We start from the raw sequence: 11,948 nt of genomic DNA on the forward strand, positions 1-11,948 counted from the left end.
CGACTCAACACTCAACGGAGGTTAGATCGCATCAAATCGCTGGCTGCAAATCCGTCCGTCGAACCGGGTCAACCTCACCTCATGACGCGGTTCGCGGCGCTGAACCTCAAACCTACACATGAGATGCTCATCATCTCGCCTTATTTCGTGCTGGGGAAAGAAGGTGTTGCATGGATACGCGATCTGACCGCGCACGGAGTGCGCGTCACGGTGTTGACCAACTCGCTTGCTGCAACCGATGTCGCCGCAGTGAATGCTGGATATCAAGACTACCGCCAGGATCTGCTCGCGGCAGGCGTACGACTCTATGAGCTGAAGCCGGTTGGCGCGCCCGGCGTCAAAACGCAAAAAAAGCTTTTCGGTTCGTCGAAAGCCTCCCTGCATGCGAAAACGTATGTGTTCGACCGGCAAAGCATTTTCATTGGCTCGATGAATCTCGACCCTCGCTCAAGCAAGCTCAATACAGAGATTGGCGTGCTTTGCGACAGTCCGGCGATTGCCGGCCAGGTTATCGACGGCGTCGAACCGAAACTGGACCTGATCGCCTGGCGAGTTGAACAACGCACTGACACGAACGGCAAGAGCCGGATCGTCTGGGTCGACACCGAAGGGAACGGAACGGTGACGGAATATGACTCGGAACCAGATGTATCTTTCATGCGGCGCGCGAGCATCTGGTTCCTTGGACTGCTTCCGATCGAATCTGAGCTATGAATGGAATTCTTATCGAATGTTACCGTGGCAGCAGCACTCTTCGCGTGCGCTGCGCGACCACCGGCTGGCGCGCAGTCCGTCGCATCGTGATGCAGATGCTGGCCGTCATCTTCGTTGGCTGCATACTGGCGGGCTGTACTGCAACCCGGCCAACGGATTCCATTCCCGGCTATCAGAACCGTGCCCTGACACGCACGGAGGGCGGCATCGAGGTTTCGACCGCCGTGCTGTCGCCGGAGGAAAGTGTGGCGATTTACGGTGTTCCGCTAGCCGACAGAAACATCCAGCCCGTCTGGGTTGAGGTCCGAAATCGCGAGGACCGTAGATACTTTCTCCTGTCGCCGGGCCTCGATCCGAACTTCTTTCCAGCGTCGGAGGCGGCCGAGGCGTTTGCCGGCACTACTTCAGCCGACCAGCGGGCCGACCTCGACCGCCGCTTCCGTGGCCTGGCCTTTCATAACCCTATCCGTCCTGGAGAGACAGTCTCCGGGTTTGTCCTGACCAATCTCAACGAAGGTGCGAAGCTCGTACAGATTGACCTCGTCGCCAAGGAGCGCGCCCGGACGTTTTCGATTTTCGTGGCCGTACCCGGGTTTGAAGCCGACTTCAAGCGCAGCGAGGTATTCAAACGTATCACCGATCCGCAAGAGCCCACCGTGAACTACACGGATGACGCGACTTTCCGCGCCGCGCTCGAGGCCCTGCCATGCTGCGCGACCAACGAGGACGGCTCGAAGAATGGCGACCCGCTCAACCTGGTGATCGTCGGCGGCCGCGACGACGCCCTTCCCGCACTCGTGCGGCGGGGCTGGAGCCTCACGGAGCAGAAATGGTCCGGCGCCATCCGGCGGATGATCGGCGCCGCACTGTCCGGCGAAGCGTATGTCAACGCACCCGTGAGCGACCTTTACCTCTTCGGGCGCGCACAGGACCTCGCCTTGCAAAAGGCGCGGGGCGATATCCACCAGCGCAACCATATGCGCCTGTGGCTCAGCAACATGCGTTACCACGACAAACTCGTCTGGGTAGGACAGATCAGCCGCGATATCGGTATCCGTCTGACCTGGCATTCTTCTACATTCACTACCCACAAGATCGACCCGGACGTGGATGAGGCGCGCACCGCGCTGGCCGAAGACATGGCGTATTCGCAGAATCTCATGACGATGGGTCTCGTGGCGGGCGTGGGTGCCGTACTGGAAAGCGCGCCACGCAAGAACCTGACGACCGATCCGTATTACACCGATGGCGATCGTGTCGTGCTGGTATTCGACCGGACGCCGCGACCGCTCTCGGACATCGAGGTCTTCCCGTGGATCACGCCTCACGGGGTCATGCACCTGGCGCCCGGAGCGAAACCATGAGCATTTTGCAGATCCTGCATCGTGCACTGCTCCACGCGGGACGCGCGCTATGCCTCGCGCTTGCCCTGGCCGGCTGTGCGACGTGGCACGCCCCGCCTGAGGCCGACGACGGGCCGCTGCGTCAGCGTGAGGTCAGTGCGACCAGTCGCGGCGTGCGCGCGAGCGCCACTGTGCTCGGTAGTGAAGACAGCCAGCGGATGTATGGCGCCGACATCAACAGGACGGGCGTCCAGCCGCTATGGATCGAAGTGCAGAACGGGACTTCGCAGCCGCTGTGGCTGTTGCGCTCGGGTACCGACCCGGACTACTTTTCGCCTCACGAAGTTGCGTGGTCCATGCATACTCTGTTTGGCGGTGCAACGAATACGCGCATGGACCACTATTTCCGAGACCTCGGATTCGGCAACCCGATTCCGCCGGGCGCAACACGGTCGGGCATCCTGTTCACCAACCCGGATCAGGGTATCAAGCTCGTCAATGTCGATCTGCTCGGAAGCCAGACGCTGATTCCCTTCTCGCTTTTTCTGCGCGTGCCCGGCGGCACGGTGGATCCGCGTCTCGCGCAGATCCCTTTCCCGTTCCCCGAAACGGCGATCACGGACTGCCAGGACCTCGCATCGCTGCGCGCCGCGCTCGAGCGGCTGCCATGCTGTGCGACGGACGCGAGCGGGACGGTTCAGGCCGATCCCCTGAACGCCGTTGGCATCGGCCAGCTCACCGACATCGGGGCGGCAATGGTGCGGCGCGACTATCGGCGCGACGCGCGCGCGTCCGACCTCGCGCAGCGGGTCTTCAGACGGGAACCGGACTTCGTCATGCGCAAGCAGGCGCAGGCGGGGGCGCCTGCAACCTGGATACGGGGCTGGCTCGCCCCGATCCGCTTTCAGGGGCAACTGGTCTACGTCGCGGCAGTCGGTCGCCCTGTCGGGGGGCGCTTCGCGCCACGCGGCGAAACACACCTCACGCTGCACGAGAACGTCGACGAGGCACGCAACCTCCTGGTCCAGGACCTGATGTACTCGGGTGGTCTGGACAAGCTCGGATACGTGAACGGTGTTGGCGTGGCACCGCCGACCCGGCCCCGTACGACGCTCGATGGCGCGACCTACTATACGGACGGATTGCGTGCGGTCGTGTTCTTCGCGACCCGGCCGCGCAGCCTTTCGGATGTGGAGTTTCTCGACTGGGTGCCCTATCTGGACGAGCCGGATGCCCGTCAACCTACTGGAGCGACCGGCGATGCACGTCAGTGACGCGAACCGGAGACCGTCGCCCGTATTACCAGGACGGCGGGCAGCCGCCATCTTCGCGTGGCATCGGATCTGCGTCGTGCTGGCGACGATGGCGGCGTGCGCCCTGTTCGGCTCATGCGCGACGAAGCCATTGATCCCGTACTCGGCCGATACGCCGCCGATGGCTCTCGTGCCCGCATCCCAGGCCGGGGTCGTGGACAGGCGCGGACGCTTCCGGGAAATCTATTGCGCGGTGCTGGAGGCGCGCGGACCTGAGGTACCCGATTACCGGCCCTGCGAGGAGGCGCTGACGCGGGTAGGCACAGAGCCCCCTGGCACCGGCAAAGCCGTCGAACTGGGTCAATCGAGACGGCACCTCACCGCCGCAGTCGTGTCGGGAATCGGCTATGACTGTTTCAAACCGTGGCTTGATCCACCAAATACTGTCATCACGCACCTGCGCCAGTTCGGCTTCGACGCAACGCTGATCGATGTCGATGCGCTGTCCGGTTCAGCGAATAATGCACGCCAGATTCGCGACGCGATCATGGCCATGCCTGCGCCCGAGGGCGCGCCGCGCATCGTGCTGATCGGTTATTCAAAAGGAGCGCCCGACATCCTCGAAGCGCTGGTCGCCTACCCGGAAATTCGAAGCCGCATCGCGGCGGTGGCGAGTGCAGCCGGCGCAATCGGCGGCTCGCCGCTCGCCAACGACGCCGAGCAGTACCAGGCCGATCTGCTGCGATACTTTCCGGGCGCGACCTGCACGTCGGGCGATGGTCGCGCAGTGCAGAGCCTGAGACCGGCGACCCGCAAGGCGTGGCTTGCGCAGCACCCTCTTCCGGGCGACCTGCGGTACTACTCGGTCGTGACGTTCCCGCAGCCGGAACGCATCTCGTCAATACTGAAATCGAGTTATGACAAGCTCTCGCGCGTCGACTCGCGAAACGACAGTCAGGTCATCTTCTACGATCAGGTTGTGCCCGGCAGCACGCTGCTCGCCTACGTCAATGCGGATCACTGGGCGCTGGCGGTGCCAATTGCCCGGACACATCCGACGATCGGCGCACTGTTCGTGACCCAGAATGCCTACCCGCGGGAGGCCCTGGTGGAGGCTATCTTGCGCTTTGTGGAGGAGGATCTGGCAGAGCCCATCCGCTAATCCCGTGCACGCGCGTGGGTGTCCGATCCTGAAGGCTGTTGATTTGCATCGACTTCGCGCGCGATCGCGATCGCGTTGGCTGAAGCAGGCGCGACGGTCGCCATCTGCGATATCGATGAAGCCGCGCTCGCGGATACGCGCAGAGCGGTGCAGTCGTTGGGCGGGCGGTGCCTGGCATTGCGCTGCGATGTGTCGTCGAGCGAGGAGGTCGCAGCCATGTACCGCCACATCGTCGACGCGTGCGGCACGCTGCACATTCTCGTCAACAACGCGGCCGTCGTGCCGAATCGTCCGGTGGACGAGGTGCGGCGCAACAAGCACTACGCGTATCTGACCACGCCGGTTCCACGGCAGTCGCTGCAATTCACCAGTCAGATGAGCGACGAAGAGTGGATGCGATATTGGGGTGTCAATGTGCACGGCGTCTTCTATTGCACGCGCGAAGCGCTGAAGCTGATGGAGCCGCAACGGTACGGTCGCGTCATCAACATCGCGTCAATCGCCGGCCTGTCGGCGATGAGCGCGCACAGTCCGCACTACAGCGCGACGAAGGGCGCGGTCATCGCGTTCACGAAAGCTGTCGCGGCCGAAGTCGCGGGAGCGAACGTATTCGTCAACGCAGTTGCACCCGGCGGCGTGCTGACGCCCGATTTCGAGCAGTACTTTAAAACGGCGGGAGAGAAAAAGTGCCGGCAGTTCTGGCAGGTCTGTCCAGCAGGCAGGCTCGGCACGATGGACGAATATGCGTCGCTCGTGACCTATCTGGCGGGCAAGCACTACCTCGTCGGCCAGGTCATCAGCCCGAACGGAGGAGCGGTGATATGAGCGGTACGTGCCACGCGGATCAGGGTCCAGACATTCCGGATCCATGCGTCAACATCCCTCGACGCGCACGCCAGCGATGTCAGCTGCGAAATCAAGCGCAGCCATATCGGAAAGCGTCTGCTGAAGTCGCTATTCATCAGTGGACAAATCTACCTTGCCGGTCAGGTACCCAATGAGGGGTTACCCACGATATGGCGGGACAGACGCGTCAAGTACTCGCGTCGATGGGACAGGCTGCTGACGGAACACGGGTCGGACAAAGCTCGCATCGGTCGGGGCGATCATCAGCGCGGCGATGCATCCAGGGTGCCGGCGCATCAATCGGCCTTGATTTCGTTCTCGAGGCATGTCGAACCAGAACGCGTGTTCAACGCTTTTGCAGCGCCCAGTCGGTCTTCCCTGTGCCGCAAAAGACAGGATGCAGGTTCATCGACTGTCCTTTCGCCGAGAGCACGATGGCAACGTGACGACACGTCTTCTTGCCGTCATGGCTTGTGTCGGACGGCGTCATCATTGCGTCGATCTTCACGCTATTGCCGGTGCCCGCGTTGGTCCATTGACTGGCTTCGCCATCGCTCTTCGTGTTGAGCACGTCGGTCAGCGCGCGCTTGATCGAATCCATATCGCGCGGCTTCATGTATGACAAGGGCGTATCGTTGAGGAAGTTGAGATTGCTGGCCTGTACGGCAACGAAGTTGAACAGGAACGCCGCGGCAAACACGGCACGCGCGCAACGCGTCCGAAGCAGACGTTCAGGGCCGAGAAATGGCATGCCAGCCTCCAATAGCTGTTTCGCAAAACCATGCTTGCTATCTGGTGCCACCGGGCGTGATGGTAATGGCGACTGCTTGATGCGGAAGACCTGATGAGCGTGGCGACGGCTTTCCGCCTCCGCGCGTAGACCCACGCCTCGCGCTCCGTGCTGACCAGTTTAGTTGCCGCGTCTCGCCGCCGGTATTGGACTTTGGTCCCATGTAACGTGTCGTATTTCAAAAGATTTATTGCGGTCTACGACTTGGCGGCGGCGCGGATGATCGCGAGGGTTTGACACTCTTATGCACTTTGCCAAACGGCGGTTTGAACGGCCCTCCTCGTAGATGAGAGCGTGCAAAAGTTGTAGGTAGATTTCATCAGGCCTCCCTGGCTCACGGCATGGATGAACGGTCTATCCTGTCCGTTGGCCGCTGCCTGCCGACGCTGCGCCGATGCATTTTCCGTAACGCGAGTCTGCAATCTTGGGCGGCAGGATGCGACGGGGCGAAAATTCCCCGTTCAGAACCACAACCCCTTGACCCGCGCCATGCTGTCGATCAACAACGGCGCCACCGGTAACCCCGGCTTCGGCCAGACGCAGTTTGGCGGTGGCTTCACGATCAGCAACTCGTTTCCCTTGGCGGCTGTGGGTCAATCAGGGACGGCCGGTCAGGCACGAGTCTCGCGAACTTCTATCATTCGCGAGAATGACGTCGGAGAGGGGTTTCGGACGCACGGACGGGCATTGGATCGTCGCCGTGCAAGCTCGAAGACGGACGCGAGACTGGCGAAGCTACGTCGCATATCGACGGCAAAGTCAGTTCGCCGCAACGGCAGCGTGATCGGGCCCGGGAAACATTTCCGGAGTTTACGACTGTCAAGACGTTTGTCCGAATGAACGCGTGGGGCGCTTCATCGTCATAAGCTCAGTTATCTCATGCCGATCGTTTGCGGATGAGATAGGAACAATCAACCACTTACCGTCAGGGTATGCTCGGGCGTCATCGTAGAGCTTGACCAACTGTGGGCTCCAGGAATAACGTCGCTCCTCAAACTTGTCGCGCTCAGTTCGCCCCAAGACCACCAGAACCGAAAGCTGCCTGTACGCCGGCAGCAGTGTACACAAGGCCCTGGTCTTCTTGTAGCGTAGCGACCAACCGCGTTTCTTACCACCGTAAAGCCAATCTGGCTCGAAAACACCGGGGTACGACGCCTCGATCCAGCTACGCAGTTCGACCCAATGTGTGAACGCCTCAGGCCCCAACCAGTCACGCACTGCACGCTTGTCGGGCGGTGAAGATTTGTCAGCGATTCTGTCGCCGATCTGGTTGCAATGGTTCACGTTGCTTTCCTCCTTGTGTTCATCCGTCCACTCTCTCTTGCCCGGGGTGACTACTTCGGTCGCGGCTCGCATCTCGTGTCTCGCCGAATATCCCGGTCTTGATGTCTTGCCTTCTATCTGGCTCACGACTTACTAACGCCAGGCCTGGTGGCTTGAACGGATGCGAGGAGCAGTGAAAGCGACGCGGCCAGCAGAACGACATCCTTGAGAAGAAACTGACCGGGCAAGGCTGAAATTGCGGGAAACCCGCCCGCTGTCGCTTCGGCGACCCCCGGCGTGCTCAAGAAGAACGTGAGTGTGATCAGATAGGTCGCAGCCGACATCGCCGCTCCCAATGCGGAGAAAATGGGCTGGAACGCTCCGATAATCAGAGCCGCTGCGGTCGACAACTCCAGTGCACCTATTGCGTAGCTTGCACCCCGAATTCCCAATAGGGAGTGCAACCAGCTCATGATGGGGCTGTTGATGATGAATGGAGCGATGCCGTTGGCTTCGTAAGCGGTGAATTTCATCGCACCGAACCAGATGAAGATGACGACCAGGGCCCATCTGAGCAAGGCTAGACTCGAGAGAGATCCAGCGCTTCGTTCAGCGATCTGAAGACGAAACTGATTTACGCGGACGTTCATTTTGGTTTCCCATCCAGGTTGTTCGTGGAATAGTTGGCAGTTTTAATTTTGGCTGCCAGATGTTGTTTCGAGACTGCATGTGCTCAATAAAACACAACGAAGGATTCAAAGTAACAAGGGTCTGCTCGACGCCGATCACCCGTCGCATCTCGCCCGGCAGACGACAGATCGGAAACGTCCTGAGGGTCGCCGCAATGTGCGTTTCACGCTATTGCTTTCCGGTGTGAACGAAACCAGAGCGATCAGCCACGCTGTCGTAAAGCCGCATGGCGGTATGGCGTCGGCGCTGATTTCAATCACGGACATCCTCCTTGAAAAGATTTGGACGGCGCCATAGGTCGCTTTCCTGACTTGTCTCGCGGTATTGCTTCAAGCCGCGGTGACGACCAACCCGCGCTGCACCGCCGGACGCCGGAGACCACGCTCGAACCAGCGCTGGACATGCGAAAAGCGGTCAAAGCCGACAAGCTCGCGCGCTTCGTAAAATCCGATCAGGTTGCGTACCCATCCAAGCAGTGAAATATCGGCGATGCTGTAGTCAGCGCCCATCAGCCAGTCGCGGCGCTCGAGTCGCTCGTCAAGGACACCGAGCAGCCGTGCCGATTCCATTGCGTAGCGCTCGCGCGGGCGTTTGTCCTCATAGGCTTTGCCAGCGAACTTGTTGAAGAAGCCGACCTGACCAAACATCGGCCCGACACCGCTCATCTGCCACATCAGCCACTGAATCGTCTCGTAGCGGGTGTGAGGGGCGCTGGAGAGCAGCTGTCCCGACTTCTCGGCGAGATAGATCAGGATCGCTCCCGATTCGAACAACGCAAGCGGCTGTCCGCCCGGACCGTCCGGATCAAGGATCGCCGGAATCTTGCCATTGGGGTTGAGCGCGAGAAATGCCGGATCATGATGCTCGTTCGCCATGATGTCGATACGATGTGCCTCATAGGCAAGGCCCGTCTCCTCCAGCATGATGCCAACCTTCACGCCATTGGGCGTCGGTAAGGAAAAGAGCTGGAGCCGATCGGGGTACTGCGCCGGCCAGCGCGTAAAAATTTGATGATCGAGTGTCATGTTTTTCCTGTTGAGCGGGACGAGCCAGTCCTAAAGGGAACATGGTCGTCTGTTCCGCCTGGCTCTGTGCCTGGCCACCGCCGCCCGGCAAACGGACATTGATGTTTCGCAGGGAGGGCGGAGCTATTCGCGCTCCCTGCTTCTCGCGGACGAAAGCGGAGCGTCGGAGTTCAGATCGAGCCGGCCGGCGTAACGGCGGGAAAGTCCTTCTCGGGATCGAACACGTTGTTGAAAAAGTTCGTCAGCGAGTACATGGCCACCAGCGCGACGATCTCCATCACGTTTGCATCTGTGTAGCCCGCATCGCGGACAGTCCTCAGATCGGCATCAGTGACCTGTCCTCGGGCTTCGATAACCTTGCGCGCAAACTGGACGGCAGCGTTCCGCTTCGGCTCGGTGGCATGGCCCTTCCGCGCGAGAATGATTTCATCGGCCGGCAGCTTTGCCATGTGCTCGGCCGTAAAGCTGTGCACCGTCAGGCAGTAGTTGCAGCCGTTCACTTCCGAGACAGCGAGGCCGATGCTGTCACGCGTCTTCACGTCGAGCGCTTTACTCAGCGAGCCGAGCAGAGTTGACCACGCGTTAAACGCTATCGGGCTCTGCGCGAAGGCCGCCATCATATTCGGAGTGAAACCGATGTTTTTGGTAAATGCATCGAGTGTCGGCTTCGAATCTGTCGGCACTTGATCCTGCTTTAAAATAGTAGTCCTTGTCATCATGGTCTCTCTAAAGTCACTAGTTAAACTGCTTGGGGAAAGTTTCTTGCGGAACGATTTCCGGTAGTTCGTATATAGTCCTGGTTCGAAGCCGGACAGGCGTTCGAGATAGAAGGTACTTTCCTTGCCTCCCATGTTCGCGGCCGCTTGATCGTTCCTTGCGATGAACGCGGCGACGACGCACCTAAACGAACGCCAGCACCTCGGCCACCGGACGGCGTGGCTTCTGCGTCCAGTTTCCCGGACGCTCCGCTCCGATGGACAACAGCATGACGGGCACTTCGTCCTCGGACAGTCCGAACTCGCGGTGTACCGCGTCGGCATCGAAACCGATCATCGGCGTCGAACCAAGGCCCAGCGAGCGGGCCGCATAGATCATCGCCGACGCACCGAACGTGGCCGTGCGTACGGCCTCGTCGCGCCGGCGCTGGGGGTACGCCATGTACAGCTCGCGTGCGGGGTCTTCCCATTCCGGCACCATCGCGGCAGGCATCACGCCCGCTTCGACCAGCGGAGCGAGGCGCTCGGGTATGACGCTGGTATCGACCAGCTGGCCGCAGACGATGAAGGTAACGGCCGCATCGGTGACGGCGGGTTGGTTCCAGGCGATCGGGCTCAGCCGGGCTTTCGCTTCAGGCGTACGTACGGCGATGAAGCGCCAGTTCTGCAGGTGGAAGGATGTCGGCGCGGTGGTGCCGATGCGTACGAGCTCGCGGATCTGGTCGTCGCTCAAGGTCGCGGAAGGGTCGTAGTACTTTGCGGCGCTGCGGCTCAGAATACATTCGATGACTGCATTGGTCATGCTTGTTCCACTATTCATGGTGCCTCCTTTGGGTATGAAGATAGATTGGGGTACACGAATGATTTCGTTCTAGACTTCGTCAGCTGGTTTTGAGCCTCCACTTTAGGCCTGCCGGACAGCTGTTTCGAGACTGGATTTGCTCAATAAACTATCGAAAAGGATCAAGTCGAGGCAGACAATCGATTCCTCGGTTCAACAAGGGGGACGGGACATGTCGTCCCGTCTCGTCGAGATCCAGGTCCACCTGCCGCAGGTAAAAGAAGAATGCGGTGAAGCCCGGGCTGCGGATGAGCGGCGCGCCTCGCGCCAAAATCGATGGCGCCTCATCCGGGCTTCGCGCCGACCGCGAAGCGATAATTCGCATCCCTTACTAGGCGTTGCGCGCGAGACGGCGCCATTGACCCGGCGTCATGCCCATCCTGTCGGCAAACAGGCGCCGGAATGACGAAACGGATTGATACCCTACCGATTCGGCGACGGCCTCGGTGGTCATCGTGGGCTTCTTCAACTCGTTTGCGGCCAGGCTCATGCGGATATCGGTCAGGAAGTCGATGGCCGAGCGCCCCAGCGTGTCCTGGAAGTGCCGCATGAAGGTGGCGCGCGACATGCTGCACAGGCCGGCCAACTCGGGCAGACTCCAGGGGCGCGCGGGATCGGTGAGCATGGCCGAAAGAGCCGGAGCAAGTCTCGGATGGCCGGCGAGCGCCAACAAGCCTGCCGGGGCGTGGTCGGACGTGCTCGCCTCGCGCAGTACGAGGGTGAAAAGCACCGAACTTAGGGCGTTGAGAATCGCGTATCCGCCCATCTTGTCACCCGTGGACTCGTCGCGCATCAGCCGCACGAAGGCGGCGAGGTGATTCGGAGCAGCCCCGATTGCTGTTTCACCATCGGTGTCCACGGTCCGTACCACCAGACTCGCGGGCAGGTAATTGCGGATGAGCCGATCATGGGGCGGTCTGATAAAAAATCGCCCGCACAACATGTCCAGACGCTCGCCCTGGCCGTCATTCTCACTGACCGTTAGTCCGGCAGCGCCTTGGCTTTCGTGGGTTGCGCGAGCCTTGTGTCCACTTCCATCGTGCAAAACATGCGCCGAGCCGTGCGGCAGCAGCACAATATCGCCGCCGACCAATTCGCGCGCCGTCTGGGTGTCAGTATCCTCGATGATCGCCCGGCCGTTGAGCACCACGTGGTAGGGGATCTCATGCGTCGCGGACTGCGGCCACGCCACGCGCCACGGCGCACCGTAGATGCAACGCACCTCCGGTCGGCCGGTCACGGTGATCATTTGCAGCAGGTCGCTCAGCCAGTCGACTTGGGACATAGCACTCCGTTAGGCCTCGC

Annotated in this window: 13 protein-coding genes; 6 read left to right on the forward strand and 7 right to left on the reverse strand. The window is 60.8% G+C overall.

Going from position 1 to position 11,948, the window contains the following annotated elements; all coding sequences use genetic code 11:
* From J8I87_RS30435 to J8I87_RS30455, 5 genes are all read left to right on the forward strand, one after another.
* Positions 1 to 714: phospholipase D-like domain-containing protein (locus J8I87_RS30435; RefSeq protein WP_245254273.1), on the forward strand; the 714-nt coding region annotated here is incomplete at its 5' end.
* An 89-nt stretch (positions 715 to 803) separates the two neighbouring features.
* A complete protein-coding gene (locus tag J8I87_RS30440; protein WP_209935936.1) occupies positions 804 to 2,078 on the forward strand; it encodes an LssY C-terminal domain-containing protein in 1,275 nt (424 codons plus the stop codon).
* Positions 2,075 to 3,331, forward strand: a complete 1,257-nt coding sequence (locus J8I87_RS30445) for an LssY C-terminal domain-containing protein (protein ID WP_209935879.1) — start codon at positions 2,075 to 2,077, stop codon at positions 3,329 to 3,331. The genes J8I87_RS30440 and J8I87_RS30445 overlap by 4 nt, the downstream gene beginning before the upstream one ends.
* 88 nt (positions 3,332 to 3,419) lie before the next feature.
* Positions 3,420 to 4,472 carry a hypothetical protein gene (locus tag J8I87_RS30450; RefSeq protein ID WP_209935937.1) on the forward strand — a complete coding sequence of 351 codons (1,053 nt, stop codon included), beginning with the start codon at positions 3,420 to 3,422 and terminating at the stop codon, positions 4,470 to 4,472.
* A gap of 63 nt (positions 4,473 to 4,535) precedes the next feature.
* Positions 4,536 to 5,297: an SDR family NAD(P)-dependent oxidoreductase gene (locus tag J8I87_RS30455; RefSeq protein ID WP_209935938.1), complete on the forward strand. Its 762-nt coding sequence runs from the start codon at positions 4,536 to 4,538 to the stop codon at positions 5,295 to 5,297.
* A 367-nt stretch (positions 5,298 to 5,664) separates the two neighbouring features.
* Here J8I87_RS30455 and J8I87_RS30460 read toward each other — a convergent pair whose 3' ends face one another.
* The 3 genes from J8I87_RS30460 to J8I87_RS30470 form a co-directional block, all read right to left on the reverse strand.
* Positions 5,665 to 6,069, reverse strand: a complete 405-nt coding sequence (locus J8I87_RS30460) for a hypothetical protein (protein WP_209935880.1) — start codon at positions 6,067 to 6,069, stop codon at positions 5,665 to 5,667.
* Positions 6,070 to 6,927: 858 nt separating this feature from the next.
* Positions 6,928 to 7,464 carry a DUF3788 domain-containing protein gene (locus J8I87_RS30465; protein ID WP_209935939.1) on the reverse strand — a complete coding sequence of 179 codons (537 nt, stop codon included), beginning with the start codon at positions 7,462 to 7,464 and terminating at the stop codon, positions 6,928 to 6,930.
* Positions 7,465 to 7,514: 50 nt separating this feature from the next.
* Positions 7,515 to 8,021 carry a YkgB family protein gene (locus tag J8I87_RS30470; RefSeq protein ID WP_209935882.1) on the reverse strand — a complete coding sequence of 169 codons (507 nt, stop codon included), beginning with the start codon at positions 8,019 to 8,021 and terminating at the stop codon, positions 7,515 to 7,517.
* Between the two features lie 79 nt (positions 8,022 to 8,100).
* Between J8I87_RS30470 and J8I87_RS30475 the strand changes: the two genes are divergently transcribed.
* Positions 8,101 to 8,358 (forward strand): hypothetical protein, encoded by a 258-nt coding sequence (locus J8I87_RS30475; protein WP_209935883.1) that lies wholly within the window; start codon positions 8,101 to 8,103, stop codon positions 8,356 to 8,358.
* Between the two features lie 32 nt (positions 8,359 to 8,390).
* Here J8I87_RS30475 and J8I87_RS30480 read toward each other — a convergent pair whose 3' ends face one another.
* From J8I87_RS30480 to J8I87_RS30495, 4 genes are all read right to left on the reverse strand, one after another.
* Positions 8,391 to 9,086: a glutathione S-transferase N-terminal domain-containing protein gene (locus J8I87_RS30480; protein WP_209935884.1), complete on the reverse strand. Its 696-nt coding sequence runs from the start codon at positions 9,084 to 9,086 to the stop codon at positions 8,391 to 8,393.
* A 170-nt stretch (positions 9,087 to 9,256) separates the two neighbouring features.
* Positions 9,257 to 9,802 (reverse strand): carboxymuconolactone decarboxylase family protein, encoded by a 546-nt coding sequence (locus J8I87_RS30485; protein WP_209935940.1) that lies wholly within the window; start codon positions 9,800 to 9,802, stop codon positions 9,257 to 9,259.
* A gap of 184 nt (positions 9,803 to 9,986) precedes the next feature.
* Positions 9,987 to 10,622: a nitroreductase family protein gene (locus J8I87_RS30490; RefSeq protein WP_209935885.1), complete on the reverse strand. Its 636-nt coding sequence runs from the start codon at positions 10,620 to 10,622 to the stop codon at positions 9,987 to 9,989.
* 352 nt (positions 10,623 to 10,974) lie between these two features.
* The gene (locus J8I87_RS30495; protein WP_209935886.1) at positions 10,975 to 11,928 is read right to left on the reverse strand and encodes an AraC family transcriptional regulator; all 954 of its coding nucleotides are present in this window, start codon (positions 11,926 to 11,928) and stop codon (positions 10,975 to 10,977) included.
* Between the last annotated feature and the right edge of the window lie 20 nt (positions 11,929 to 11,948).

Origin of the sequence: Paraburkholderia sp. LEh10, assembly GCF_017814945.1 — a bacterium.
GTDB lineage: Bacteria > Pseudomonadota > Gammaproteobacteria > Burkholderiales > Burkholderiaceae > Paraburkholderia.